This window comes from Pseudomonas fluorescens (assembly GCF_003732425.1).
In the GTDB taxonomy this organism is placed as follows: Bacteria; Pseudomonadota; Gammaproteobacteria; order Pseudomonadales; family Pseudomonadaceae; genus Aquipseudomonas; species Aquipseudomonas fluorescens_BE.
Genome location: NZ_MOBX01000015.1, coordinates 661,753 through 688,671, shown reverse-complemented (window position 1 = coordinate 688,671; position 26,919 = coordinate 661,753). Strand labels below are relative to the sequence as shown.

The window sequence follows — 26,919 nt, the reverse complement described above, 5'->3', positions numbered from 1 at the left end:
CTCCCTCAGGAGACAAGGTTAGTCAGGAATCAGATTTTTACGTCAGGCGCCGGCTTGTCGCTCGGGTTGGCGATCAGATCTTTTACCTTGTCGCTCATCGGGAAGTTCAGGTTCAGGCCTTTTGGCGGGATCGGGCTCTCGAACCACTTGCTGTAGATCTTGTTGATCTCGCCGGACTTGTACAGGCCGACAATGGCGGCATCGACGGCTTTCTTGAAGGCCGGGTCGTCTTTACGAACCATGCACGCATAGGCTTCGAAGGACTGCGGAGTACCGGTGATGATCCAGTCGGCCGGCTTCTTCGCCTTGGCTTCTTCGCCGGCCAGCAGGGCGTCGTCCATCATGAAGGCAACGGCGCGGCCGCTTTCCAGCATGTTGAAGGATTCGCCGTGGTCTTTGGCGGAGATGATGTTCATGCCCATCTGCTTGTCGGCGTTCATCGCTTTGATGATGCGCTCGGACGTGGTGCCTGCGGTGGTCACGACGTTTTTGCCTTTGAGGTCGGCAAAGTCAGCGTAGGACGGCTTGCCATCCTTGTCTTTCTTGACCAGCAGACGGGTGCCGATTTCGAAGATGTTGACGGTGAAGTCGACTTGCTGAGCGCGTTCGGCGTTGTTAGTGGTGGAACCGCACTCGATATCCGCGGTGCCGTTCTGGATCAGCGGGATACGGGTTTGCGAGGTCACCAGGTTGTACTTGACCTGCAGGTCTGGCTTGTTGAGGTCTTTTTTCAGGGCCTCAACGATGGCCACTTGAATGTCGTGGGAGTAGCCCACTGGCTTGCCGGACGCATCCGCGATGTAGGAAAACGGAATGGAACTGTCGCGGTGCGCGAGCGTGATGGTGCCCGAGTCGTTGATCTTCTTCAGGGTGCCGGTGAGTTCGGCGGCGAAAACTGGCGTGCTGATCAGAGCGGCCGCAATGGCTGCGCCCAGGATATGGGGAACGATGCGCATCAAATTTTCCTCGAATTGTTTTTTTTATGGAGCCAGTTCGTCGGCCCTTTTGTGCTTCGAATGCCTGACGGCTCCTGAAGTGTTGGCACAACAAGCATTCGTCGAGAGAGTGTAGAGCATGAGTCGTGCCAGACCAGTGAGATGTACTTAACTCGATGATTTATAACGTTATTAAAGTTTTGTGATGGTTTGTTTTGGCGTAACTGATCCGGTTTACCGAATCGACCGGGAGGTCGCGTTCGGAAAACCGAACGATCAAAAGCCCCTCACCCTAACTCTCTCCCAGAGGGAGAGGGGACCGACCGCGTTGTTTGAGCAAGTTACGCCGACTTGGAATACCGAGTCGAACTCAGGATTTACAGAGCACCTCGATCGACTCCCTTCCCCCTCTACCCCTTGGGGGAGAGGGCTGGGGTGAGGGGGAAACGATCAAACTGACACAATCAAATTTTGCAGAGCCCACAAAACAGAAAGCCCCTGAATCTCTCAATTCAGGGGCTTTTGTTTAAGCGATGGTCACATCACGCCGCTTCAATCTTGCGGTTCTGCTCGACCTTACCCAAGTAAGCAGCGAGCTTTTCCTGCTCTGCCGGAGTGGTGAACAGGCCCAGCTTGCTACGTCGCCACAGAATGTCGTGGGCCGTGGTTGCCCACTCTTCGCTGCACAGGTAATCGACTTCGCGGGTGTAGAGCCCGCCGCCGATGTGTTCGCCCATGTCCGCGAGGCTATCTACACCTTCAAGCATGCGCCAGGTCCGGCTGCCGTAGGTGGTAGCCCAGCGGCGGGCGATCTCGGTCGGTACGAAGTCGAACTTGTCGCGGATCTGCGCGCACAAGGCTTGCGGGGTGGTCATGTCCTCACCGCCGGGCAGGGTAGCGGTGGCTGTCCAACTCGGGCGCATCTGGGTGAAGAACGGCATCAGTTGCGCCATCGCCGACTCGGCGAGTTTGCGGTAGGTGGTCAGCTTGCCGCCGAACACCGACAACAGCGGTGCCTCTTCAGTGTTTCCCGACAAGGCCAGGGTGTAGTCGCGGGTCACGGCCGACGGATTGTCGGATTCGTCGTTGCACAGTGGGCGTACGCCCGAATAGCTGTGCTGGATGTCGTCACGGCTGATCTGCTGCTTGAAGTGCGCGTTGACCACTTTCAACAGGTAGTCGGTTTCGGCGTCGGTGATTGCCACTTTCGCCGGATCACCGGTGTACTCACGGTCGGTGGTGCCAATCAGGGTGAAGTGGTTCAGGTATGGAATGGTGAAAACGATGCGCTGATCTTCGTTTTGCAGAATGTGCGCGTGATCGCCTTCGTACAGCTTTGGCACGATGATGTGGCTGCCCTGGATCAGACGGATGCCATACGGCGATTCCATTTTCAGATCGTCACGGATGAACTTGGCGACCCATGGGCCGGCGGCGTTCACCAGCGCTTTGGCGGTAATCGAAAACAGGCTGCCGTCGGCACGTTCCAGATGCAGGTGCCACAGGCCTTTGGTGCGACGGGCGCTGACGCAGCGGGTCTGGGTGTGCACATGGGCGCCTTTTTCGCGGGCGGCCATGGCGTTCAGAACAACCAGGCGGGCATCGTCGACCCAGCAGTCGGAGTATTCGAAACCTTTCTTGATTTCGCTTTTCAATGCGCTGTCGGCGCCGAACTTCAGGCTTTTCGAGCCAGGCAGTTTTTCGCGTTTGCCAAGATTGTCATAGAGGAACAGGCCCGCACGGATCATCCACGCCGGACGCAAGTGCGGACGGTGCGGCAACACGAAGCGCATCGGTTTGACGATGTGCGGCGCCTTGGCCAGCAGCACTTCGCGTTCAGCCAGCGCTTCACGTACCAGACGGAATTCGTAATGTTCGAGATAGCGCAAGCCACCGTGGATCAGCTTGCTGCTGGCCGACGAGGTGTGGCTGGCGAGGTCGTCCTTTTCGCAAAGGAACACCGAGAGACCGCGACCGGCGGCATCCGCTGCGATCCCCACGCCATTGATCCCCCCGCCAATCACGGCGATGTCGTAGATCTCGGAGAGAGGGGGCGTACGCAAGGTAGATGTGGACATCGGCTGGCCTCGGGCTCTTTTGATTTTCTGTTTGGAAATCGAACATTAATGTTCATTTGCGAAAATGGTAGCCGATAAACACGCGCACAGCCAGTCGACTTCGATTGAAAAAACTCATCGAAGGGCGGTTAAAAGAAAATTTTCGAACATTAAAAGCAAAAGATCGCAGCCTGCGGCAGCTCCTACAGGTCAAGTGAACTCATGTAGGAGCTGCCGTAGGCTGCGATCTTTTGATCTTGCGGGAGTTAGACGACTTCGAGGCGAATCTTGTGCTGACTCAACAATTGCGCGAGCGCAGGCACGGGCTGCTGATCGGTCACCAGGCAATCGATCAGGCTGATCGGGCCGAGGCGGATCATCGCATTACGTCCGAACTTGCTTGAGTCCGCCGCCAGAATCACCTGCCGCGCATTGGCAATGATCGCCTGGGAGACGCGCACTTCCTGATAGTCGAAGTCGAGCAGGCTGCCGTCTTCGTCGATACCGCTGATGCCCACCAGCGCGAAATCCACCTTGAACTGATTGATGAAATCTACGCTTGCCTGACCGACCACGCCGCCGTCACGGCGTACGTTACCGCCGGTCAGCAGCACATCGAAATCATCCTTGGCGCTGAGCATCGATGCTACGTGCAGGTTGTTGGTGATGATCTTCAGATGATTGTGATTGAGCAGGGCGCGGGCAATCGATTCGGTGGTGGTGCCGATGTTGATGAACAGCGAGGCGTGATCGGGAATCTGCGCGGCAATGGCTTCACCGATGCGTTGTTTTTCATCGCGCATCTGGTCGGCGCGCATCGCATAGGCAGTGTTTTCGACGCTGGAATCATAGGCCGCGCCGCCGTGGTAGCGACGCAACAGATTGGCTTCCGCGAGCTGATTGATATCGCGGCGGATGGTTTGCGGGGTTACAACGAACAGCGTGGCCATTTCCTCGATGCTCACATAGCCGCGTTCGCGGACCAGCTCGAGGATTTGCTGCTGACGGGGAGGCAGATTCATGGGGCTTCCTTTGGGCTGCCGTGCAAAATTTGCCCATGATGCCGCAGGAATCTCCTCCCGACCAGTTACATACAGATACGAGTACTCAGGTTGGCTTATTCAGCGTCCTCACGCGCCCAATCGCGGGTACGGCTGACGGCTTTTTTCCAGCCTTTGTACAGTTTCTCTTTCTCGACTTCGTCCAGGCTTGGTTCGAACTCGCGCTCGATCACCGCTTTGCCACGCAGTTCGTCCAGGCTGCCCCAGAAACCGCACGCCAGACCGGCCAGATACGCGGCGCCGAGTGCCGTGGTTTCGCGCATTTGCGGGCGCTCGACCTGAGTACCGAGGATGTCGGCCTGGAACTGCATGAGGAAGTTGTTCGCCACTGCACCGCCATCCACGCGCAGGGCTTTGAGGCGTTCGCCGGAGTCCTGTTGCATGGCGTCGAGGACGTCGCGGGTCTGGTAGGCGATCGACTCCAGCGCGGCGCGGATGATGTGATCCACACGTACGCCACGGGTCAGGCCGAACAGCGCGCCACGGGCATACGGGTCCCAGTATGGAGCGCCCAGACCGGTGAAGGCCGGCACCAGGTACACACCGTTGCTGTCCTTCACTTTATTGGCAAAGTATTCGGTGTCGTGGGCGTCGTTGATGATCTTCAGTTCATCGCGCAGCCACTGTACGGTCGAACCGCCGTTGAACACCGCGCCTTCCAGCGCATAAGCCACTTCGCCACGCGGGCCGCAAGCGATGGTGGTGAGCATGCCGTGCTGGGATTTCACCGCTTTGTCGCCGGTGTTCATCAGCAGGAAGCAGCCGGTGCCGTAGGTGTTTTTCGCCTGGCCTGGCTCGACGCACATCTGCCCGAACAGTGCGGCTTGCTGGTCGCCGGCGATACCGCCGATGGCGATGCCGCTCTTGGTGCGACCGTAGATTTCCGAAGAGGCTTTCACTTCCGGGAGCATTTCGCGCGGGATGTCGAGGATCTCCAGCATCTTCGAATCCCACTCCAGCGAGTGAATGTTGAAGAGCATGGTGCGCGAGGCGTTGGTGTAGTCGGTGACGTGCACCTTGCCGCCGGTGAATTTCCAGATCAGCCAGCTATCGACGGTGCCGAACAGCAGTTCGCCGTTGCGCGCACGTTCGCGGCTGCCTTCGACGTTGTCGAGGATCCACTTCAGTTTGGTGCCGGAGAAGTACGGGTCGGTGACCAGGCCGGTGTTGTCGCGGATGTAGTCTTCGTGACCGTCGCGCTTGAGCTGCTGGCAGATCTCGGTGCTGCGGCGGCACTGCCAGACGATGGCGTTGTACACCGGGCGGCCGGTGGTCTTGTCCCAGACCACGGTGGTTTCACGCTGGTTGGTGATGCCGATGGCTGCCACCTGGTCGTGATGCAGGCCCGCCTGGGCCAGCGCTTCAACCATCACCGCGCTCTGGGTGGCGAAGATTTCCATCGGGTCATGTTCAACCCAACCGGCTTGTGGGTAGTGCTGAGCGAATTCGCGCTGCGCGGTGCAGACCACGTTCGCGTCGCGGTCGAAAATGATCGCGCGGGAGCTGGTCGTACCCTGATCGAGGGCAATGATGTAGTTCTTATTCTGAATGTCGGTCATGTCGATTGCCTTGGACGAAATAAGGGAGAGTGGGCCGTGGCGCAGGCTCTATAGGGCAGGAACCCGCGCCGACTGTTTCAAGAAGTTCTTGGTTTGCCGTCAATGGCCGGTTCTGCATCCTTTGTAGCAGGTGTGGCGCCGGTCAGGTGACGGGCAATGAGCCCGCGGTACCCGGCAGCGCCGAGGCAGGCACCGACAATCGGTGCAAAAATCGGAATCAGGAAGTACGGAATATCGCGGCCGCCAGTGAAGGAAATTTCACCCCAGCCGGCGAAGAAAGTCATCAGTTTCGGACCGAAGTCACGCGCCGGGTTCATCGCGAAACCGGTCAACGGCCCCATCGAACTGCCGATCACCGCGATCAGCAAGCCGATCAGCAGCGGTGCCAGCGGGCCTTTCGGCAGGCCGTTGTTGTCGTCGGTCAGCGACATGATCACGCCCATCAGGATCGCGGTAATGATCATCTCGACCAGGAATGCCTGAGCGGTGGACAGCACCGGGTTCGGGAAGGTCGAGAACACCGAGGCCAATTCAAGGCTGGCGGCCGAGCCGCGAACCATTTGGTGGGTTTGTTCGTAATCGAAGAACAGATTGCTGTACAGCGTGTAAACCAACAGCGCGCCGCAGAAGGCGCCGGCGATCTGGGCAAGGATATAGAACGGCAGTTTGCGCTTTTCGAAGTCGGCGAAGATCGCCAGGGCGATGCTCACGGCCGGGTTCAGGTGTGCGCCGGAAACACCGGCAGTGAGGTAGATCGCCATGCTCACGCCGACGCCCCAGATAATACTGATTTCCCACAGGCCGAAGCTGGCGCCCGCGACTTTGAGCGCGGCGACACAACCAGTGCCGAAAAAGATCAGTAGGGCAGTACCCAGAAACTCGGCCATGCATTGGCTCGAGAGCGTTGGTTGCTGTAAAGCAGTTGTCATTGAAAACCTCGTTTTTTGTTGTTGTCTGGCGCGTTGCCGACAGGGCAAGGCGCGATTTTCCCCGAGTAGGAATCCCCATTCCGTTCTCGGTTTACTGCTGGGTGCCGCGATGATGATAATTCTTACATTATTCAGTTTCGAAAAAATATAGACAAGAAACAAACCTGTCAAAGGTCGAAAGTGAACCATCGGTCACAATAAAACTATTCGCCGTGTGAATGATCCCGTGTGGTCGAGGCGCGACAGCGTCTGCGGATTACCTGCAAGCCACGGGAATCGCGGCTTGGGATAGAGCCTTTTGGAGGCCAATCACCTAGAATCCGGCGAAAGAATTTTTTGCCATTGCCAAGCCTGGAGCTGCCATGACCCCTGCGTTGGACTTGTTGAAAAAAGTTCGTGCCGAACATCGCGTGCACAGTTACGAACATGACCCGAAGGCCGCGTCCTATGGCCTGGAGGCCGCAGAGAAACTCGCGCTTGAGCCAGCGCAGGTGTTTAAAACCCTGCTGGCAGCCAGCGAAAAAGGTGAGTTGCTGGTGGCGGTGGTGCCGGTCGTCGGAAGCCTCGACCTCAAAGGTCTGGCGCATGCCGCGGGCGTGAAAAAAGTCGAAATGGCTGACCCGGCAGCCGCCCAGCGCTCCACCGGTTATCTGCTGGGTGGCATCAGCCCATTGGGACAGAAAAAACGCCTGCGCACCTTCATCGACAACTCGGCTCAGGGGTTTGCGACTATTTACGTCAGCGCCGGCCGGCGTGGCCTGGAAGTCGAATTGGCACCTGCCGTGCTTGCCGAACACACCCAAGCGAAATTTGCCGACATCGGTCGTCCTTAGCCGTTATTGCTGTATGTAGAAAATTGACCGGTTCTGTCACTGGCGCTGATCGCAGCGTCGCTGCATGCTCTGCCGACTGACTTAGGGAGAAAGTTATGCAGCTCGAGTTTCATCAAGTTGACGCGTTCAGTGATCGGCCGTTCAGTGGTAACCCGGCAATGGTTTATCGGCTGGAGGCATGGCTCGCGGATGAGCTGATGCAGAAGATCGCCGCCGAACATAATCTGGCGGAAACCGCGTTTCTGGTGCGCGAAGGTCAGGCCTGGCATATCCGCTGGTTTACCCCGACCACTGAAGTACCGTTGTGTGGGCACGCAACGTTGGCCAGTGCTTATGTGCTGTTCGAGATCTACAAGGAAAGCGCTGAGCGTATCGACTTCACCAGCCAGTCCGGGCCGTTGAGCGTCAGCCGTGAAGAGGGCCGCCTGTGGCTGGACTTCCCGTCGATCGTGCCGTCAGAGATTGGTGTAACCCTGGATGTCGAGCGGGCGCTGGGTGTTGAAGCCGTTGATGTGCTCGGCTCAAACGAACTGTTTGTAGTGCTGGAATCGGAGCAGGCAGTACTCGATTGCAAACCGGATATGGTTGCGCTGGCCAAACTGCCGTGGCTGGGCGCGATCGTCACCGCGCGCGGCGATCAGCACGACTTTGTCTCGCGTTATTTCGCCCCGGCGATCGGCATCAATGAAGACCCGGTGACCGGCTCGACGCATTGCAGCCTGATTCCCTATTGGTCCAAACGTCTGGGCAAGTCGAGCCTGACCGCGTGCCAGCGTTCGGCGCGGGGCGGGGAGTTGTACTGCCGGTTGGAAGGTGAGCGGGTGAAGATTGGCGGCAATGCGACGCTGGTTGCCAGCGGTACCCTTATCCTCGGTTAAAAGCTAAAAGATCGCAGCCTTCGGCAGCTCCTGCATTGATCCCTGTAGGAGCTGCCGAAGGCTGCGATCTTTTGATCTTTAAAGCGCGGTGCTGTAGCGGCGGACGCCGTTTTCTAATGCCGGGATTTGTGCGGCGGTGCTGCCGGAAGCCTGGAACAAGACCAGATGCTCAGCGGCAACACGAATCCCCACCTCTGCACCCACCTGATGATCCGCATGGCTGGGGAAAATCGATTCCAGCTGCGCACCCGTCGGCAGTTGCAGGCGATACAGCGTCGAAGCGCCGAGGAACGTCTTGCCGACAATCTGTGCTTTCAACGCACTGTCCGGCGCGTAAACAATGTCGTCCGGGCGCAGCAACACATCCACCGCTCCGCCAATCGGCCACGTATACGCCCGATTGCCGCGCAGCTCACCCAGTTCGGTCTGCACCGATTCCGGGCTGCCGAGCTGACCACGAATGAAGTAACCCTGACCGATGAAGCTGGCCACATAAGGCGTTGCTGGCTCGTGATAGAGGTTGTACGGCGTATCCCACTGTTCCAGTCGACCTTCCTTGAACACGCCAACGTGATCGCTGACGGCGAAGGCTTCTTCCTGATCGTGGGTCACCAGAATCGCGCTGGTGCCACGGAATTTGAGGATGTCGCGCACTTCATGGCTGAGCTTGCGGCGCAGTTCGCCATCGAGGTTGGAGAACGGCTCATCGAGCAGCAGCAACTGCGGCTCCGGCGCCAAGGCGCGGGCGAGGGCGACGCGCTGTTGCTGGCCGCCGGACAGCTCGTGCGGGAAGCGCTTGCCGAGGTTCTTCAGGTTGACCAGTTCGAGCAACTCTTCGGTCACGCGATCCTTCTGCGGATGCTTGCGGATGCCGAAGGCGATGTTGTCGGCCACGCTCAGGTGCGGGAACAGTGCGTAGTCCTGGAACACCATGCCGATCCGGCGTTTTTCCGGGGCCAGGGTGAAACCGGCGCTGGAAAGGGTCTCGCCTCCGAGGGTGATTTCACCTTCGTGCACCGGTTCAAATCCGGCAATGGCGCGCAGGGTGGTGGTCTTGCCGCAGCCGGACGAGCCGAGCAGGCAGCCGATGTCACCGGCGTTGAGGTGCAGATTGAGGTTCTGCACCACACGTTGATCTTGATAGCCGCAAGCGAGGTTGCGCAGGTTCAGCAGTAATTCATGGCTCATGCGTGGTGATATGCCGGTTCGACGAGGAACTCGAGCAGGGCCTTCTGTGCGTGGAGACGGTTTTCTGCCTGATCCCAGGCGACGGAGCGTGGGTCGTCAAGCAGGTCGAGGCTGATTTCTTCGCCACGGTGCGCCGGCAGGCAATGCATGAACAGCACGTCCTCGGCAGCGAGGTCGAGCAGGGCACGGTTGACCTGGAACGGCGCGAACAGCTTGAGGCGCTTGGCAGTTTCCTCCTCCTGACCCATCGAAGTCCAGACGTCGGTACTCACCAGATGCGCGCCGCGCACGGCGTCTTGCGGATCGCGGACGATGGTCACGCGATCACCGGCCCTGGCCACGAACTCAGGGTTCGGCTCGTAGCCTTCCGGGCAGGCAACGCGCAACTGGAAGTCGAACTGGATCGCCGCTTCTATATAGCTGTTGCACATGTTGTTGCCGTCACCGATCCAGGCCACGGTCTTGCCCTGGATCGAGCCACGGTGCTCAAGGAACGTCTGCATGTCGGCCAGCAACTGGCACGGGTGCAGGTCATCGGACAGGCCGTTGATCACCGGCACACGCGAGTTGGCGGCGAATTCGGTCAGGGTGCTGTGGGCAAAGGTACGGATCATCACCGCATCGAGCATGCTCGACATGACGATGGCGCAGTCGCCGATCGGCTCGCCACGGCCCAGTTGGGTATCACGCGGGGACAGGAAGATGGCCTGGCCGCCGAGCTGGATCATGCCGGCCTCGAACGAGATGCGGGTCCGGGTCGAGGATTTCTCGAAGATCATCCCCAGAACACGGTTTTTCAGAGGCTCGAACAGTACGCCGCGGTTACGCAGGTCCTTGAGCTCAACGCCTCGACGGATCACGCTGACCAGCTCTTCGGGCGTGCAATCCATCAGGGAGAGAAAGTGCCTTGCGCTCATCATTGACTACCTTTTTGCTACAGACCGCAGATGCTCAAAGCCTTGTTTAACGGAACAACGGGCGAGACCTGCGGCGTAAGCCGCACGGGGCGACGAAATAGGGGAAGGCGCGATATTGACACTAAATGTCGCGTTTTTCCAATAGGCTACGGTTTTTGCGGGTTTCGGAGGGCGCACTGGCTGTTGCAGTGGCGCATTTGAAGCCGGGTTCAGGACAGCAGCGAGCCTCTTTGTACACTGGCCTCGCCTGGCTTGGCAATGCGCCGTGGCGGGGATCGCGTCGCTTGGGTCGGTTTACGACCGTGGCGCCATGCCATCACTTGGTCGGATGCTCGGGCTGAAACATTTGCTAAAGCAAAGTGCTGGGTTATAAATAAGTTTCGAGCGACGCAGGAAGCCTCCGCATGGAATCGAAAGAAAAACTGTTAATGGAACTGCTGGGCCACACGGCTCGCTCACTGACCCATCTCACCGCGTCGGTCACTTCGATGTCTTTTGAACTGCTGCGCAGTGAAGACGAGGTGGTGAAGAGCGCCGGCCGCCACATGATCGATCGCATGGCGACCATCAGTACCGGTCTCGACGAACACTGGCGATTGATCGGCGAACTCACCGGTGTGCACGTCGCCCACGAGCAGATCGAAACCATCCAGGAAATTCAGCTGGCCGCGCCGCCGCAGCTGCCGTCGAGCTGATCATGGCGGTTTATCGGCTCGCCTGATAACCGTCGATTCACAAGACGAACGTCGCTGGCGCCGCTTCCTCTCTCGGGCCATAGTTTTGTTCCCGCGGGCCTGATTGCCTGCCCAGAACAAGACAGAGACTGGCCATGACCAAGACTCTCCATCACCGTGCCTGCCATCTGTGTGAAGCCATTTGCGGGCTGACCATCGAGACCACCGAAACCGAGGGCAACGTCGCGATCACCTCGATCAAGGGTGACGCCCTCGACACCTTCAGCCGTGGCCACATCTGCCCCAAGGCCGTAGCCCTGCAAGACATTCAGAACGATCCGGATCGCCTGCGCCAGCCGATGCGCCGCGTTGGCAGCGAATGGCTGCCGATCGAGTGGGACGAGGCTTTTGCGCTGGTGGCCGAGAAATTGGCGGCGATTCAGGAGCGCCATGGCCAGAACGCCGTTGCGGTCTATCAAGGCAACCCGAGCGTGCATAACTACGGGCTGATGACCCACAGCAATTATTTCCTGGGGTTGCTGAAGACGCGCAATCGCTATTCGGCGACTTCGGTCGATCAGTTGCCGCATCATCTGAGCAGTTATCTGATGTACGGCCATGGTTTGCTGTTGCCGATTCCAGATATCGATCACACCGACTTTATGCTGATTCTCGGCGGTAATCCGCTGGCGTCCAACGGCAGCATCATGACCGTGCCGGATGTCGAGAAACGTTTGAAAGCGATTCAGGCGCGGGGCGGCAAAGTCGTGGTGGTTGATCCACGGCGCAGCGAGACAGCGGCAATGGCTGATCAGCATTTGTTCGTGCGTCCGGGTGGCGATGCGGCGCTGTTGTTTGGCGTGCTCAACACCCTGTTTAGCGAAGGCTTGACCCGCGAAAGTCATTTGCCGGTCGATGGGCTGGATGACGTGCGCGCGGCCGTCGCCGCGTTTACCGCTGAAGCCATGAGCCCGTTGTGTGCGGTGCCTGCCGAGCAGATCCGCCAACTGGCCCGGGATTTCGCCGCCGCGCGGAGTGCCGTGTGCTACGGGCGCATGGGCGTTTCGACGCAGGCCTTCGGCACCTTGTGCCACTGGGTGGTGCAGTTGATCAATCTGGTCACCGGCAATCTCGATCGCGTCGGCGGTGCGCTGTGCACCGAACCCGCTGTGGATCTGGTGGCGTCTACCTCGGGCGGGCATTTCAATAAATGGCAGAGTCGCGTTTCCGGACGTCCTGAATACGGTGGTGAGTTGCCGGTCTCGGCCCTGGCCGAAGAGATGCTCACTGAAGGCGAGGGCCAGATTCGTGCGCTGATCACCGTCGCCGGTAATCCAGTGTTGTCGACGCCGAACGGGCGGCAACTGGAGCAGGCGCTGGATGGCCTGGAGTTCATGGTCAGCATCGACCTGTACATCAACGAAACCACACGCTATGCCGACCTGATCCTGCCGTCGACCTCGGCGCTGGAAAATGATCACTACGACACCACGTTCAACCTGTTCGCGGTGCGCAACGTCACCCGCTTCAACCGCGCGATCCTCGCCAAACCCGAGGGCGCTTTGCATGACTGGGAGATCTTTGTGGGCCTGGCCAAGGCTTTTGCCGAGAAGACTGGCAAGGAACTGAAACCGACCATGCCACCGGCGAAGATGATCGACATGGGCCTGCGCATGGGCCTGTACGGTGACGCGTCCGAGCAAAAACTTTCGTTGGCGACGTTGTTCGATCATCCCCACGGGATTGATCTGGGCGCGTTGAAGCCGAATCTGGCTGCGCGTCTGAAAACGCCGAATCAACGTGTGCAGGCTGCTCCGCCAGAGATCCTTGCTGACCTCGCACGCTTTGCCGCATTGCAGGCACCGGCCGCCGATGAGCTGTTGATGATTGGCCGCCGTCATGTGCGCAGCAACAATTCGTGGATGCACAACTATCACCGTCTGGTGAAGGGCAAGCCGCGCCATCAGTTGCTGATGCATCCGGATGACCTCGCCAGTCGTGGCCTCAACGATGGGCAGTTGGTGCGCGTCAGTTCGCGGGTCGGGCAGATCGAGGTGGAAGTGCTCGGCAGTCTGGACATGATGAAAGGTGTGGTCAGCCTGCCGCACGGCTGGGGGCATGCGCGGCCGGGCGTGCAAATGGCGATAGCCAGTAGTCAGCCGGGGTCGAGCGCAAACGATCTGACCGATGAATGTCAGCTTGATGAACTGTCGGGTAACGCCGCGCTTAATGGCGTGCCGGTGACGGTGGCGGCGGCCTGAACGTGACCGTCGGGGAGACCGAGCATGGCGCTCGGGATTCCGTTACAATGCGTCACCGTGCCGACCCATGAGTCGGAAAGTTCAGCCGAGGTGCTCCATGGATATCATCGAAACGATTAAAGAGCAGATTGCCAACAACACCATTCTGCTTTACATGAAAGGCTCGCCGAATGCCCCACAGTGTGGCTTCTCTGCGAAAGCTGCGCAGGCTGTGATGGCTTGTGGCGAAAAGTTTGCGTACGTGGACATCCTGCAGAACCCGGAAATCCGCGCCAACCTGCCGAAGTACGCCAACTGGCCGACTTTCCCGCAACTGTGGGTCGGCGGTGAACTGGTCGGCGGTAGCGACATCATGACCGAGATGGCTGCAGACGGTTCGCTGCAAAGCACCATCAAGGCAGCTGTTGAAGCCGCCGCTGCGAACAAGTCCGAAGCCTGATTGGACTGAGGGAGCGAGCCTGCCCGCTCCCTCGTCGTATTCATGCGACACCGGCTTCTCCTGTAGGAGCTGTCGAGTGAAACGAGGCTGCGATCCTTTGATCTTCAGCCAATAAAAAGCCCCGCCACTCGAAAGAGGGCGGGGCTTTTTAGTGCGTTCGAAAAAGTTACTGCAAGGTGCCGGTGCAATCGAAAGAGATCGCCGCCTGCAGCACCTCCTACTCTTCGCCCATCTGCGACTGCAGATAATTCTCAAGGCCGACTTTATCGATCAGGCCCAGTTGGGTTTCCAGCCAGTCGATATGTTCTTCCTCGGATTCGAGGATATCTTCGAGCAGTTCACGACTGCCAAAGTCGCCAACGGTTTCGCAATGGGCGATCGCGGTCTTCAGGTCAGCATGGCCGGTCTTCTCGATGCGCAGGTCGCACTCCAGCATTTCCTTGGTGTGCTCGCCGATGTGCAGCTTGCCGAGGTCCTGCACATTTGGCAGGCCTTCGAGGAACAGGATGCGCTTGATTAGCTTGTCCGCGTGTTTCATCTCGTCGATGGATTCTTTGTACTCGTGCTTGCCGAGCTTGTTCAGGCCCCAATCTTCATACATGCGGGCATGCAGGAAGTACTGATTGATCGCGACCAGCTCATTGGCAAGGATCTTGTTGAGATGCTGGATGACTGTAATGTCGCCTTTCATGATCGGAGTCCTGCCCTGTATTAACTGTATATACGGGGAGTTTGAGCTTCGTACTTATAAGTGTCAAACCTAAGTTATTGAATAATATATGAAAATTAATCGGAATAAGAATGTTTGTGTTCCGCGTCTGAACGCTAAGCAATTGATTTTCAGGCATAAAAAAACCGGACATAAGTCCGGTTCTTTGAAATGGGGGCAATCAAGCGGCGGTAAATTCTACAGGATAGGGGATCGCAGCCTGAGCGGTTTGCAGCTTTGTCAGGGTTTCGCGAACGACTTCCTTTGCAAGGCACGCACATTTGCCGCATTGGCTGGCGACGCCGGTGGCCTGGCGGACTTCTTTATAGCTGCAGCAACCTTCATAGATCGCATCGCGGATCTGTCCGTCGGTGACGCCAGTGCAGAGACAAACATACATAAGTGAGAACCGTCGCTGGTTGTGACTCAATTGCGATGGATCTTAATGTTAACGAGAATGATTGTCAAAGTGCTTTCGGAAGGCTTCTGCGGATTCTCAGCCGTGACTGACGAACGGTATTTGCTGGCGATTTGCCTGGCCCCGTAAATGCAGCGCCGTTCTGCGCCTGCTTTGAAAAACCGTTAAGGACAGGCCAAATTCGCAGTGTATGATGGTCGGCCCTTGCGAAGGGGGTTCGTGTCACAGGGCTGTCGCTTGAGGGTGGCAGGCTGGCGCGGACCCTGAACTTCAAGTTTTTACACCAGGAGATATCAATGAGCGTACTCGTAGGCAAACAAGCCCCTGACTTCACCGTCCCGGCCGTACTCGGCAATGGCGAGATCGTTGACAGCTTCACCCTGTCCTCGGCCATCAAAGGCAAATACGGCCTGGTGTTCTTCTACCCACTGGACTTCACCTTCGTCTGCCCGTCCGAGCTGATCGCGCTGGACAACCGCATGGCTGACTTCAAGGCACGCAACGTTGAAGTGATCGCTGTATCGATCGACTCGCACTTCACTCACAACGCCTGGCGCAACACCCCAGTGAACAATGGCGGCATCGGCCAGGTGAAATACACCATGGCTGCCGACATGAAGCACGACATCGCCAAGGCTTACGACGTTGAGTCTGAAGGCGGCGTGGCTTTCCGTGGCGCGTTCCTGATCGACGACAAAGGCGTGGTTCGTTCGCAGATCATCAACGACCTGCCGCTGGGCCGTAACATGGAAGAGCTGATCCGTCTGGTCGACGCTCTGCAATTCCACGAAGAGCACGGCGAAGTCTGCCCTGCCAACTGGAAGAAAGGCGACAAAGGCATGAACGCTTCGCCAGAAGGCGTTGCGGCTTACCTGACCGAGAACGCTGCTGCCCTGTAAGGCGCAACGTCGAGGTACAAAAAAAACCGGCCCACGTGGCCGGTTTTTTTATGCGCGGTTGAAACCAGGACGATCAGTCGTCGAAGTCTTCCCAGCCGCCCATCTGTTTCCAGCGGTTGACGATGCCACAGAACAGCTCAGCGGTTTTCTCGGTGTCGTAACGCGCCGAGTGCGCTTCACGGCCGTCGAAATCGATGTCGGCAGCCTGACAGGCTTTCGCCAGTACGGTTTGACCGTACGCCAGACCGGCCAGCGTCGCGGTGTCGAAGCTGGAGAACGGGTGGAACGGGTTGCGTTTCATGTCCAGACGCGCAACGGCCGCGTTCAGGAAGCCAAGATCGAAGCTGCTGTTGTGGCCGACCAGAATCGCGCGCTTGCAGCCATTGGCCTTCAGCGCCTTGCGGATGCCCCGGAAGATGTCGGTCAGAGCGGTTTCTTCGCTCACTGCCATGCGCAGCGGGTGATCGAGCTTGATCCCGGTGAACTCCAGCGCCGCCGCTTCAATGTTGGCGCCTTCGAACGGCTCAACGCGGAAGAAGTAGGTGTGGTCCGGGTAAACAAAACCCTTTTCATCCATGGCGATGGTAGTCGCAGCAATCTCCAGCAGAGCGTCGGTGGCCGAGTTGAAGCCACCGGTCTCTACGTCAACGACAACCGGCAGGTAGCCGCGAAAGCGTGCTGCCATCGGGTGACGGGAACCGCCACCACCACTTTGACCGTCCAGTTCGTCGTCGAAATGGTCTTCACTCACGCGTGTTCCTCCAGCAGGCGCCAGCGCAGTTTTTCACCGGCGCGCAGCGGGATAACGGTCAGCTCGCCAAACGGCAGGCTGGTCGGGGCGGTCCATTCTTCACGAACCAGGGTGATGCGATCGGTATTCGCCGGCAGGCCGTAGAAGGCCGGCCCATTGAGGCTGGCAAAGGCTTCGAGTTTGTCCAGCGCGTTGCGCTGTTCGAAGGCTTCGGCATACAGCTCGATGGCGGCGTACGCGGTGTAGCAGCCGGCACAGCCGCAAGCAGCTTCCTTGGCGTGCTGAGCGTGCGGCGCCGAGTCGGTGCCGAGGAAGAACTTCGCGCTGCCACTGGTGGCGGCGTCGAGCAGGGCTTCCTGGTGCGTATTGCGCTTGAGGATCGGCAGGCAATAGAAGTGCGGCCGAATCCCGCCCACCAGCATGTGGTTGCGGTTGTACAGCAGGTGATGCGCGGTGATCGTTGCACCAACATTGGCCGAAGCCTCGTTGACGAACTGCACGGCGTCGGCGGTGGTGATGTGTTCAAACACCACTTTCAGCGTCGGGAAACGCTCGACCACACGACGCATGTGCTCATCGATGAAAATCTTTTCGCGGTCGAACACATCGACGTCGCCACGGGTGACTTCACCGTGGATCAGCAGCGGCATGCCGACTTCGGCCATGGCTTCCAGCGCCGGGAAGATCTTGTCGATGCTGGTCACACCGGAATCGGAGTTGGTGGTCGCACCGGCCGGGTACAACTTGGCGGCGTGTACGAAACCGCTGGCCTTGGCTTCACGAATTTCTTCGGGCTGGGTACGGTCGGTGAGGTACAGCACCATCAGCGGCTCAAAGCGACTGCCGGCCGGGCGGGCAGCCAGAATCCGCTGGCGATAGCCGTCGGCTTCAGCGGCGTTGCGCACCGGAGGTACCAGGTTGGGCATGATAATGGCGCGGCCAAAGGTGCGCGCAACATCGGCAACGGTATTGGGCAACACGGCACCATCGCGAAGATGAATGTGCCAGTCGTCGGGACGCAGCAGGGTCAGGCGGTCGGACATGAGGGGATTCCAGGCGGGTCAAACTGAGGCGAATGCTACCGGAAAAGACTCTTGCAGGCACTCGCTATCAAGTTTTGCGGGAACCTTCCGATATCCCGTAGGTATGCCGTAAACATAGTGTGAATCGGTCTTTGTGTTTCAGAAGCCAATGGAGCCTCCCGTGCGCCAGCGTTATTTAGCCTTGCTCAGTGTGTTTGCCAGCCTTCCGGCGATGGCGCTCACGTACCAGACCCGTCTGGAGAACATTGAGTGGACGGTCGCCGGCGACAAGTTCGAATGTCGTCTGACCCAGCCGATCACGGATTTCGGCTCGGGTGAGTTCGTGCGCAAGGCGGGCGAGCAGGCGATATTTCGTCTGAATGCCTACAACGCCATGCTCGGCGGCGGTTCAGCGACTTTGCTGGCGGCGGCTGCGCCTTGGCAGCCGGGCCGTGGTGACATCAACCTGGGCTCAGTGAGACTCGGCAGCGGCAATGTCTTGTTCAACAGTTCGCAATCCCAGGCTGGCGGTCTGATCAGTGGTCTGCTGGACGGTCGCAGCCCGGTGGTGCGCCGCGCGTCTGGCGATGGCCGAGTCTCGGAAGTGCGCCTGTTGCCGGTCAAGTTCAGCAAGGCGTTCAACGATTACCAGACGTGTGTGGCGAAATTACTGCCGCAGAATTTCGACCAGATCAAGCAGTCGCAGATCGGTTTTCCCGGCGAAGGCGTTGACCTAGATCCTGCCGCCAAGGCCAAGCTGCAAGTGATGCTCGAATTCATGAAGGCCGATCCGACGGTCAATCACATCGAGCTCGACGGCCATTCCGACAACAGCGGCAATCGCCTGACCAACCGTGAATTGTCACGTCGTCGAGCGCTGGCGGTGGTCGACTTCTTTAAGGCCAATGGCATTCAGGAATCGCAGATCACCGTGCGGTTCCATGGCGAGCAATATCCGATCGTGCCGAACACCAATGCGGCCAATCGGGCGAAGAACCGTCGGGTCAATGTCAAACTGGCGCGCGTGGCGCCAGCCACGGCTCCGGCACCACAAGCGAGCACGCCAGCCAGCACCGCGGCGACTTCCTGACCCGCGGGTCATCGTCGCGCTCTCGACAGATTCTGTCGCTTTGTCGTCTTAAGCTGTCGCGCCTCTGTAAATTATCGCGTTTGAGCGGTAGACTCCTCGGCTTTCCGTAGAACCCCGTGGAGTGATGGCATGGCGGACGTAAACAAGGTCGTTCTGGCGTATTCCGGCGGCCTGGACACTTCGGTGATCCTCAAGTGGCTGCAGGATACTTATAACTGTGAAGTGGTGACCTTCACCGCTGATCTCGGTCAAGGCGAAGAGGTCGAGCCGGCCCGCGCCAAGGCTCAGGCCATGGGCGTCAAAGAAATCTACATCGACGACCTGCGCGAAGAATTCGTGCGTGATTTCGTGTTCCCGATGTTCCGCGCCAACACCGTTTACGAAGGTGAGTACCTGTTGGGTACTTCCATCGCACGTCCGCTGATCGCCAAACGTCTGATCGAAATCGCCAACGAAACCGGCGCTGACGCCATTTCCCATGGCGCCACCGGCAAGGGTAACGACCAGGTGCGTTTCGAACTGGGCGCCTACGCGCTCAAGCCAGGCGTGAAAGTGATCGCGCCATGGCGTGAGTGGGACCTGCTGTCCCGCGAGAAACTGATGGACTACGCCGAGAAGCACGCGATCCCGATCGAGCGTCACGGCAAGAAGAAATCCCCGTACTCGATGGACGCCAACCTGCTGCACATCTCCTATGAAGGCGGCGTGCTGGAAGACACCTGGACCGAGCACGAAGAAGACATGTGGAAATGGACCGTCTCCCCGGAGAACGCTCCTGACAAAGCGCAGTACCTTGAGCTGACCTACCGCAACGGCGACATCGTTGCACTGGACGGCGTCGAAATGACTCCGGCCACCGTACTGGCGACGCTGAACAAGATCGGTGGCGCTCACGGTATCGGCCGTCTCGACATCGTCGAGAACCGTTACGTCGGCATGAAGTCCCGTGGCTGCTACGAAACCCCAGGCGGCACCATCATGCTGCGCGCTCACCGCGCTATTGAATCGATCACCCTGGACCGCGAAGTCGCTCACCTCAAAGACGAGCTGATGCCGAAATATGCCAGCCTGATCTACACCGGTTACTGGTGGAGCCCAGAGCGTCTGATGCTGCAGCAGATGATCGACGCTTCGCAGGTCAACGTGAACGGCGTTGTGCGCTTGAAGTTGTACAAAGGCAACGTGATCGTTACCGGCCGCAAGTCCGACGATTCGCTGTTCGATTCCAACATCGCGACCTTCGAAGAAGATGGTGGCGCTTACAACCAGGCCGACGCAGCGGGCTTCATCAAGCTCAATGCGCTACGCATGCGCATCGCTGCCAACAAGGGTCGCAAGCTGTTCTAAGCGTTCCAAGAACACCGCGCAATGAAAAGGGCGTCCTTGTCATCACAAGGGCGCCCTTTTTGCTTAATTCTTTGTCTGCGTCTGATTGAGGCATGTTTCTGGCCTGCGCGTTGGTGGCACCGGCGCATCTTTCAAGCCCGGCCCAACAGCGTTACTGCTTGCGAGCACAGGTTATAAACAATACAAAGCGTTTTTCCTGAGCCTCTCTTGACTTGCGTAATCTGCAGCAGTGCGTGCTGCGTCAGCAGAACATCCGAGACATGATTGGAGAGAAATACGATCACCCGGGCAGTTTTCCTGTCGATACTTCGGATGTTCTCCAGAATCGTGGTTAATTCTTTTGCAGCATCAACATCTCTTGCGTCAACGAGATGCAGGACGCTGACCCATGCGGGCAACTGAATGTTGTGCTGAACAATCAAGCCCGTATTTGTCATGATCTCCGAAGGTGGATCGGGCGCATTGTGGACTTTGCACGCCTCTTTGCATTCGACTGTTCCTGACTCGCTCGACACGATACAACTTGATAATCCAAATGCACCTTTTGAAGTTGATGCCTGCATTGGGGTGTTTCGTTTGTTTTCACGGTTATTGTTGTCGATTACTTTTAGAAAGTTCTTGTCTTTGCCGAAGTCGGAGGGTGAATAGAGAGAACGATAGTTAAAATTCAAGGTTATAAAGAAAAGGAATAACAAGTAGAACGGAAAACTGATCAGGAACCACACATAAATTTCCCTGTCCGCATTATCCAGAAATGGCAGGGAGACCGCGGCGGAGGTCTCCGAAATAGCGGCAAATATTGCAATGACTGTCATTGGGTTGGTTATTTTGCTTTTTATTTTCAGCATGTTTGAGTTCTTTTGTTTGGTCTTTCTCATAGTGGGCGACTTTATGCAAGTTGAGTTGTTATTGGGTGGGTTGTGAATGTTTATATTTATAGGAAAAATATTTGCCCGGGAATAAATATCTTGTTTCAAGTGTTTAAGATCTGTTCGAGGGTATAGCGTGGGTATGGCAGTAATTTGCTGGTTGTTGCCATTTTTATTCAATGTCAGCAATGGTGCGTCGTGGCGAAGGGCGCGCCGTTCAGGCGTGACGGGATCGACGGCGAATCACCATTTTTACGCTGTCAGGCGTAGCCTGTAAAAAATCGAAAAGAGAAATATTGACCTGTGCGAGGGAGAGAGCAGTGTCGGACATTAGAGGCGTAGAGGTTTTTTTGTAGGATTAGTCCGCATTGGCTGTAGGGTATGTCTTTCGATGCCAGTGGGTGATAGTCGTGGCATGCCTTAGAGCAAGCGACTGGGCTATTGTGCGTGTTCTAAAAATTCGAACAGCGAAACTGGACTTGCCCATGAATAAAGTGCTGATCGTGGATGATCACCCTGTCATTCGTCTTGCGGTACGTATGCTGATGGAACGTCATGGCTACGAAGTCATCGCAGAAACTGATAATGGTGTGGATGCGTTACAACTTGCTCGCGAACAAATGCCGGATATTGTCATTCTGGATATTGGAATACCAAAACTTGACGGACTTGAGGTTATTGCCCGCCTGACCTCGACCACCATGCCTATTAAAGTCCTGGTATTGACCTCGCAGGCGCCAGGGCACTTTTCGATGCGCTGCATGCAGTCGGGGGCGGCCGGCTATGTTTGTAAACAGCAGGATCTCACCGAGTTGTTGAGTGCGATCAAGGCGGTGTTGTCCGGCTACAGTTACTTTCCCAATCAGGCTCTACACACAGTGCGGACCAGTTTGGGTAATGCCAGTGAAGCCGATATGGTGGATCGCCTTTCCGGGCGCGAAATGATGGTGTTGCAGCAGTTGGCGCGGGGCAAGACGAACAAGGAAATCGCCGATGGCATGTTCCTGAGCAACAAGACCGTCAGCACCTACAAAACCCGTTTGTTGCTGAAGCTTAATGCGCGCTCATTGGTAGATCTGATCGAGTTGGCGCAGCGTAATGGGCTGGTCTGATTCTTTCAGTCGCTGACGGGGTCATGGGCCGATCGAATTCAGTGAGTTGCAAAAAGTGAAAAGCCTCCGGTTCGGGAGGCTTTCAAGTTTCAAAGATCAAAGTCGTAATCGGCCAATTGCTTTTGCAGTCGGCGCTCCTCAAGAAGGTTGTCGATGGTGCGGCGCTTGCTCAGGTTGGTCTTGGCAACTTCAACCGCCGGTTCGGCGTCATCTGCCTCCGTGGTGTCGTCGTCCAATTCCATTTCCTCTTTATCAGTACTCATAAATTACTCTCGCGCTAAGGCTGCCTTTGGCGCTCCTTATATCGACATTCCCGCGGCGGGTAAAAAAGATTTTTTCAATCGACCATTCAATAATTTCAATAGCCGGTCAATCGTCCGATGTTTTGTGTTTGTACTCGCACAGGTCTTCAATTCTGCAGCTACCGCACCGAGGCTTGCGGGCCAGACACACATAACGCCCGTGAAGAATCAGCCAGTGATGGGAGTCGAGCAGAAATTGCCTGGGTACAAACTTCATCAGCTTGTTTTCCACTTCGACCACATTCTTGCCTGGGGCGATGCCGGTCCGATTGCTGACGCGGAAGATGTGGGTGTCGACGGCCATGGTCAACTGGCGAAAAGCTGTATTGAGTACCACATTGGCGGTTTTGCGACCGACGCCGGGCAAGGCTTCGAGCTCTTCACGGGTTTGCGGGACCTCGCTGCCATGACGTTCGACCAGCAAGCGGCAGGTTTCGATGACGTTCTTGGCCTTGCTGTTGTAGAGGCCGATGGTCTTGATGTATTCGGATAGACCGTCGACACCCAACGCGTGAATTGCTGCAGGCGTATTGGCAACCGGGAACAGCTTGGCCGTGGCCTTGTTCACGCCAACGTCCGTCGACTGCGCGGAAAGAATCACCGCGATCAACAATTCAAACGGTGAGGAGTAGGCCAGTTCAGTCTTCGGTTCCGGATTGTCTTCGTGCAGGCGGCGGAAAATCTCCAGACGTTTTGCAGCATTCATGGGCGATGCGTTTCCTTGGATATCGAGTTCGGGCGAATCATCGCCTGACGCGCCGCCAACAGCAGCGCCAACAAAATAAAAGCACCGGGGATCAGCGTGATCAGGTGCAGCCCTTCGCTAAATACAACAAGACCTGGCCAATGTTCGAACAGTCCCCGGCCAAGACTACCGTGACCGACGAGTTCGCGCAGCCCGGCGAGCCCGAGCATCAATCCGCCGAACAGGCCGAAGAGTTTGAACCGCTCGGCCTGCGACTGGCGCCAGAAACCATTGTTCTCCAGCACCACGCATTGCAAGGCGATCAGGCCGACATAGAGGCCGAATGTTTGCTGCCAGGGCAGAAACCAGCGTTGCGCTAAAAGGTCTGCACAACTGCTGAAGGTCGCGGCGAGCAAGATGCTGGCGAGCAACACGCTGTTTTCTGTGAGCCGTGGCCGCAAAGCAGGCATGCACAGGCCATACAGGCCCACGACAGTGGCGAACATCAACAATGTCCCCAGTGCACCTGCCAATGAGTCAGTGGTGCCAAGCAGCAGCGTCAGCATCAAAGTATTCGAGAGAACTGCCGACCGGTTCATGTTTCGCTCCCCAGCAGCGCCGCACGATGTTCGTCGAAGTAGCGCAGGGCATCATGGATCGCGCTGATGACTGCGCGGGAGGTGATGGTCGCGCCGGCTACTTGATCAAATTGTCCCTGATCCTTTTTCAACGCCCAGCCCGCATCTGTCGGCTCCTTGCTCGATGTGCCGGTAAACGTCTGCAACCAGGTATTCGGCCAGTCTCCCAAATGCCCGCCGAGTCCCGGTGTTTCGGTTTGTTTGAGGGTTTTTACACCGAGCAATTTGCCGTTGGCATCGATGGCGATCAACAGTTCGATGGCGCCCGCATAACCCTGGGTCTGACTGCGCAGCAGGATCGCAACGGTCTGGCCGCGTTCGGTCGCGCGATAGCCTCCCGTCAACGTGCTGTGGCTCAAGGTCGTGTCTGCCAGGGCCATGGGATGCTCGAGCGGTTGATTGTCGTAGGCATCGAGTGGAAGCAGATCAAGGAGTTTGCGACTTTCAATCAAGCGCTGTTCGGCGGCGATCTGCGGTGCATTAATACGTTGAACAAAGAAGGTCGCAGCGATGCCGATAACCGCCAACAGCAGCACTATAAACGCGCTGGCCGTGCGATTCATGGGCGTACCTCGGACTGACGGGCTGCGGAAAATCGCTCCAGCGCCGGCACGCAAAGATTCATCAGCAGCACCGCGAACGCCACGCCATCCGGGTATCCGCCCCAGGTTCGAATCACGTAAGTCAGCAGCCCGGCGCCGACGCCGAACAGCAGACGGGCAAGCGCGCTTTTAGCGCCAGAGACCGGTTCAGTGATGATAAAGAACGCCCCCAGCATCGTCGCGCCACTGAGCAGGTGGAACAGCGGTGACCCATGCGAGTCCGACCCGGAACCCTTCCAGCACAGCAGACTGATGATAAACAGACTGGCAAGCATGCCCACCGGCGCATGCCAACCAAAGACCCGGCGTTGCAGCAAAAACAACCCGCCAGCGAGAAACGCCAGATTCACCCATTCCATACCGTGTCCGCCCCATCGACCGAAGGCTGGATTGCTGGCGAACATTTCGTCCATGGTCAGGCTTTTGTTGATGCGCAGGCTGTCCAGCGCCGTGGCCTGTGCCCAAGCGTCTGGTGCCTGACCTGCGCCGAATACCTGTTGAAACGTTGCCGTCAGATCCAGGCCATGGGCCGGCCAATGGGTCATCGGTTGCGGGAACATCACCATGGCCAGGGCAAACCCGAGCATCGCCGGATTGAACGGATTTTTACCGACACCGCCGTATATGTGCTTGCCGAATAACAGTCCCGTAGCCATCGCCGTGACCGTCAGCCACCAGGGGCAATAGGGTGGCAGGGCGGCAGCCAGCAATGTCGCGCTGACCAGCGCACTGCCGTCGCTCAGCGCTGATTGAATGGGCTGTCGACGCAGACGGAGGACGGCGGCCTCGACCATCATCGCGGCAACGATCGCCAGCAGCAGATTGATCAACACGCCCCAACCGTACGACCAGAACAATGCCAGCATCCCCGGCAAGGCTGCCAGCAACACCAGCTTCATTGCCTGTTGCAGGCGATTGTCCGGTGCCTCAAGGGGCAACATGATCTTGCACCTGGCGCTCGGCGTTTTGCAGGCGGGCGCGGGCCTTTTCGAGGATTTCGGTGGGTGTATCGGCACGCCGTTCGAGTTTGTTGAGGTCCGCGCGGGCGTAGGCCAATTCGGTTTTCAACTGGCGAAACTGGCTGTCGATCGGGCGTTTTTCGACGCGCACCAGGTCAGGCAATGGTTGATCGCTTGTGGCTTCGGCGGCGTGCAGGGCCTGTTCGGCTTCGCGCAGAGCCTGTTCTAGCGCTGCGACTTGCTCGGGCGCTGCTTCGGCGGTTTGAGCTTTTTTCAGTTCGGCACGGCGCATGGCCAACTGGATTTTTGCCCGCTTCAAGTCGGCGTCCTTCGCCGGTGCCGTGACTGCCGGGGCAGGCGGGGCGCTGCTTTCAAGTTTCGCCAGGGCCTGTTCGGCCGCTTCGAACTGCTGCTGCAACACCATCAACTGTGTCTGCTGCTCGAACGTCGGCGGATGGCCGAAAGCTTTCAACGATTTGTGCAATTGCGCACGGCTCATCGCCACATCGATCTTGGCTTTCTTCAGCGCCGCGTCGACGGTGGCGGCTTTCTGCGCCCGCACCCGTTCCAATGCCGCCTGCACCGGATCGGTTGCGCTCACTTCAGGCTGCGCCGCCCGTTTCGCCCGCGCTTCACGTTCAGCCTGTTTCTGTTGTTCTTCGCGGTGCAAGCGCTCGTTTCGGCGCTCGAAGCGTTGACGCGCGTGATCGCGTTTGGCCGCGCGTGCACGCTGCTCGTCGAGACTGAAGGCGAGGCCGCCGACGACTGGCAATGTGCTCGACGGCAATGGATGCATTTCGATGCAATCCACCGGACACGGTGCGACACACAGATCGCAACCGGTGCATTCGTCGATGATGACCGTGTGCATCAATTTCGCCGCGCCGACAATCGCGTCGATCGGGCAGGCCTGAATGCACTTGGTGCAGCCGATGCATTCGGCTTCACGGATGAACGCCACTTGCGGCGGCGCCGAGCCGCGACTGCTGTCCAGCTCCAGCACCGGCACTCTCAGCAGCTCAGCCAGCGCCGCGATGGTTTCGTCACCGCCCGGCGGGCACTTGTTGATCGGCTCGCCCTCGGCAATGCCTTGCGCATAGGGCTTGCAACCGGGATGGCCGCACTTGCCGCACTGGGTCTGCGGCAGGAGGGCATCGATGCGTTGAATCAGACTCATGTTTTGATCAATCCACTGAATCCGAGAAAAATCACTGCGATCAGTCCGGCGCCGATCAGATCAATCGGCAGGCCGCGAAAGGGCAGGGGAATAACGTTGTCGGCCGTGCGCTCGCGCAAATCGCTGAACAGGCTCAGTACCAGCCAGAAACCCAGCCCGGCGCCGAGACTCAGCGCGATTGCACGCGGCAGGCCTTGATCGTTTTGCGCGTTGATCAGCGCCAGCCCGAGTACACCGGCGTTGCCCAGCAACAAAGGCCATAACCCGTCGAACGGCAGACCCGGTCGCCAGCGCGCCAGCAGTTTGAGCAGCGGTGCGATCAGCAACACGCTCAAAGGCAAAAACACGAACAGGCGCAGGGCTTCAAGGTGAAGTGGCACCAGCAGCCAATGCCAGAGGGCGTAACCGGTCACACCGACCACCAACATCAAGGACAACGTCGCCAGCCCCAGCGCATGCACCTGCCGACGACTGCCCGCCAGCAGCGGATCGACGCCCAGCGGCCAGTGCAACACGAAGTTGTTGAGCAGGGCGGCACTGATCAGCGTAAGCACGAGTTCGGTCATGGTTCTGCCGGCTAAGCGGGAGGAGGTCTCTTAAGGTTAGGC

28 protein-coding genes are annotated in these 26,919 nt (G+C 58.0%); 9 read left to right on the top strand and 19 right to left on the bottom strand.

Annotated elements, in window-relative coordinates:
* Positions 1-29: 29 nt before the first annotated feature.
* The 5 genes from BK670_RS25105 to BK670_RS25085 all read right to left on the bottom strand — a co-directional run bounded on the left by BK670_RS25105 (position 30) and on the right by BK670_RS25085 (position 6,541).
* A complete protein-coding gene (locus BK670_RS25105) occupies positions 30-956 on the bottom strand; it encodes a glutamate/aspartate ABC transporter substrate-binding protein (protein WP_122606850.1) in 927 nt (308 codons plus the stop codon).
* Between the two features lie 521 nt (positions 957-1,477).
* Positions 1,478-3,013, bottom strand: a complete 1,536-nt coding sequence (glpD, locus tag BK670_RS25100; RefSeq protein ID WP_123453800.1) for a glycerol-3-phosphate dehydrogenase — start codon at positions 3,011-3,013, stop codon at positions 1,478-1,480.
* Positions 3,014-3,258: 245 nt separating this feature from the next.
* Entirely contained in the window at positions 3,259-4,014 is a 756-nt protein-coding gene (locus tag BK670_RS25095; RefSeq protein WP_007916700.1) for a DeoR/GlpR family transcriptional regulator, read from the bottom strand.
* 95 nt (positions 4,015-4,109) lie between these two features.
* The gene (glpK, locus tag BK670_RS25090) at positions 4,110-5,612 is read right to left on the bottom strand and encodes a glycerol kinase GlpK (protein WP_016986644.1); all 1,503 of its coding nucleotides are present in this window, start codon (positions 5,610-5,612) and stop codon (positions 4,110-4,112) included.
* Positions 5,613-5,689: 77 nt separating this feature from the next.
* On the bottom strand, positions 5,690-6,541 hold the full coding sequence (locus tag BK670_RS25085) for an MIP/aquaporin family protein (protein ID WP_016986645.1): 852 nt from the start codon (positions 6,539-6,541) through the stop codon (positions 5,690-5,692).
* 362 nt (positions 6,542-6,903) lie between these two features.
* On the opposite strand from BK670_RS25085, the gene ybaK reads away from it, so the two are divergent.
* Both ybaK and BK670_RS25075 read left to right on the top strand, forming a co-directional pair.
* The gene (ybaK, locus tag BK670_RS25080) at positions 6,904-7,374 is read left to right on the top strand and encodes a Cys-tRNA(Pro) deacylase (protein ID WP_090285884.1); all 471 of its coding nucleotides are present in this window, start codon (positions 6,904-6,906) and stop codon (positions 7,372-7,374) included.
* 95 nt (positions 7,375-7,469) lie between these two features.
* Positions 7,470-8,252, top strand: a complete 783-nt coding sequence (locus tag BK670_RS25075) for a PhzF family phenazine biosynthesis protein (protein ID WP_123453798.1) — start codon at positions 7,470-7,472, stop codon at positions 8,250-8,252.
* A gap of 78 nt (positions 8,253-8,330) precedes the next feature.
* Here BK670_RS25075 and BK670_RS25070 read toward each other — a convergent pair whose 3' ends face one another.
* Complete coding sequence (locus BK670_RS25070) at positions 8,331-9,440, bottom strand: ABC transporter ATP-binding protein (protein ID WP_123453796.1); 1,110 nt, start codon at positions 9,438-9,440, stop codon at positions 8,331-8,333.
* Complete coding sequence (argF, locus tag BK670_RS25065) at positions 9,437-10,357, bottom strand: ornithine carbamoyltransferase (protein ID WP_093430582.1); 921 nt, start codon at positions 10,355-10,357, stop codon at positions 9,437-9,439. The genes BK670_RS25070 and argF overlap by 4 nt, the downstream gene beginning before the upstream one ends.
* A 404-nt stretch (positions 10,358-10,761) precedes the next feature.
* Between argF and BK670_RS25060 the strand changes: the two genes are divergently transcribed.
* The 3 genes from BK670_RS25060 (at position 10,762) to grxD (ending at position 13,731) form a co-directional block, all read left to right on the top strand.
* Positions 10,762-11,052, top strand: coding sequence for a hypothetical protein (locus BK670_RS25060; protein WP_123453794.1), 291 nt, complete (start codon positions 10,762-10,764; stop codon positions 11,050-11,052).
* 134 nt (positions 11,053-11,186) lie between these two features.
* Positions 11,187-13,292 carry a molybdopterin oxidoreductase family protein gene (locus BK670_RS25055; protein ID WP_123453792.1) on the top strand — a complete coding sequence of 702 codons (2,106 nt, stop codon included), beginning with the start codon at positions 11,187-11,189 and terminating at the stop codon, positions 13,290-13,292.
* 97 nt (positions 13,293-13,389) lie between these two features.
* Entirely contained in the window at positions 13,390-13,731 is a 342-nt protein-coding gene (gene grxD / locus BK670_RS25050; protein WP_016773402.1) for a Grx4 family monothiol glutaredoxin, read from the top strand.
* A 217-nt stretch (positions 13,732-13,948) separates the two neighbouring features.
* Here the strand turns inward: grxD and bfr are convergent, their stop codons facing one another.
* Positions 13,949-14,422, bottom strand: coding sequence for a bacterioferritin (gene bfr, locus BK670_RS25045; protein WP_007916671.1), 474 nt, complete (start codon positions 14,420-14,422; stop codon positions 13,949-13,951).
* Between the two features lie 199 nt (positions 14,423-14,621).
* Complete coding sequence (locus BK670_RS25040; RefSeq protein ID WP_093430580.1) at positions 14,622-14,840, bottom strand: bacterioferritin-associated ferredoxin; 219 nt, start codon at positions 14,838-14,840, stop codon at positions 14,622-14,624.
* 314 nt (positions 14,841-15,154) lie between these two features.
* Between BK670_RS25040 and BK670_RS25035 the strand changes: the two genes are divergently transcribed.
* The gene (locus BK670_RS25035) at positions 15,155-15,757 is read left to right on the top strand and encodes a peroxiredoxin (RefSeq protein WP_003227723.1); all 603 of its coding nucleotides are present in this window, start codon (positions 15,155-15,157) and stop codon (positions 15,755-15,757) included.
* A gap of 73 nt (positions 15,758-15,830) precedes the next feature.
* Here the strand turns inward: BK670_RS25035 and rnt are convergent, their stop codons facing one another.
* On the bottom strand, positions 15,831-16,508 hold the full coding sequence (gene rnt / locus BK670_RS25030; RefSeq protein WP_007916667.1) for a ribonuclease T: 678 nt from the start codon (positions 16,506-16,508) through the stop codon (positions 15,831-15,833).
* Positions 16,505-17,551, bottom strand: a complete 1,047-nt coding sequence (gene pyrC, locus BK670_RS25025; RefSeq protein WP_123453790.1) for a dihydroorotase — start codon at positions 17,549-17,551, stop codon at positions 16,505-16,507. Before pyrC ends, rnt begins: the two co-directional genes overlap by 4 nt.
* Positions 17,552-17,711: 160 nt before the next feature.
* Between pyrC and BK670_RS25020 the strand changes: the two genes are divergently transcribed.
* Positions 17,712-18,620: a flagellar protein MotY gene (locus BK670_RS25020; RefSeq protein WP_123453787.1), complete on the top strand. Its 909-nt coding sequence runs from the start codon at positions 17,712-17,714 to the stop codon at positions 18,618-18,620.
* A gap of 129 nt (positions 18,621-18,749) precedes the next feature.
* On the top strand, positions 18,750-19,967 hold the full coding sequence (locus tag BK670_RS25015) for an argininosuccinate synthase (RefSeq protein ID WP_007916658.1): 1,218 nt from the start codon (positions 18,750-18,752) through the stop codon (positions 19,965-19,967).
* Between the two features lie 131 nt (positions 19,968-20,098).
* Here the strand turns inward: BK670_RS25015 and BK670_RS25010 are convergent, their stop codons facing one another.
* Positions 20,099-20,815, bottom strand: a complete 717-nt coding sequence (locus BK670_RS25010) for a hypothetical protein (protein ID WP_123453785.1) — start codon at positions 20,813-20,815, stop codon at positions 20,099-20,101.
* A 506-nt stretch (positions 20,816-21,321) separates the two neighbouring features.
* Here BK670_RS25010 and BK670_RS25005 point away from each other — a divergent pair.
* Positions 21,322-21,948 carry a response regulator transcription factor gene (locus BK670_RS25005; RefSeq protein WP_095123262.1) on the top strand — a complete coding sequence of 209 codons (627 nt, stop codon included), beginning with the start codon at positions 21,322-21,324 and terminating at the stop codon, positions 21,946-21,948.
* Between the two features lie 89 nt (positions 21,949-22,037).
* On the opposite strand, the gene BK670_RS29710 is transcribed toward BK670_RS25005, so the two are convergent.
* The 7 genes from BK670_RS29710 to BK670_RS24975 form a co-directional block, all read right to left on the bottom strand.
* The gene (locus BK670_RS29710; protein WP_185036823.1) at positions 22,038-22,211 is read right to left on the bottom strand and encodes a PA3496 family putative envelope integrity protein; all 174 of its coding nucleotides are present in this window, start codon (positions 22,209-22,211) and stop codon (positions 22,038-22,040) included.
* 106 nt (positions 22,212-22,317) lie between these two features.
* On the bottom strand, positions 22,318-22,956 hold the full coding sequence (gene nth, locus BK670_RS25000) for an endonuclease III (RefSeq protein WP_123453783.1): 639 nt from the start codon (positions 22,954-22,956) through the stop codon (positions 22,318-22,320).
* Positions 22,953-23,534 (bottom strand): Rnf-Nqr domain containing protein, encoded by a 582-nt coding sequence (locus BK670_RS24995; RefSeq protein ID WP_123453781.1) that lies wholly within the window; start codon positions 23,532-23,534, stop codon positions 22,953-22,955. Before BK670_RS24995 ends, nth begins: the two co-directional genes overlap by 4 nt.
* Positions 23,531-24,136 (bottom strand): RnfABCDGE type electron transport complex subunit G, encoded by a 606-nt coding sequence (locus tag BK670_RS24990; RefSeq protein ID WP_123453779.1) that lies wholly within the window; start codon positions 24,134-24,136, stop codon positions 23,531-23,533. The genes BK670_RS24995 and BK670_RS24990 overlap by 4 nt, the downstream gene beginning before the upstream one ends.
* On the bottom strand, positions 24,133-25,116 hold the full coding sequence (locus BK670_RS24985) for an RnfABCDGE type electron transport complex subunit D (protein WP_123453777.1): 984 nt from the start codon (positions 25,114-25,116) through the stop codon (positions 24,133-24,135). Before BK670_RS24985 ends, BK670_RS24990 begins: the two co-directional genes overlap by 4 nt.
* On the bottom strand, positions 25,103-26,311 hold the full coding sequence (gene rsxB, locus BK670_RS24980) for an electron transport complex subunit RsxB (RefSeq protein WP_123453775.1): 1,209 nt from the start codon (positions 26,309-26,311) through the stop codon (positions 25,103-25,105). Before rsxB ends, BK670_RS24985 begins: the two co-directional genes overlap by 14 nt.
* Entirely contained in the window at positions 26,308-26,877 is a 570-nt protein-coding gene (locus BK670_RS24975) for an Rnf-Nqr domain containing protein (protein WP_123453773.1), read from the bottom strand. Before BK670_RS24975 ends, rsxB begins: the two co-directional genes overlap by 4 nt.
* Between the last annotated feature and the right edge of the window lie 42 nt (positions 26,878-26,919).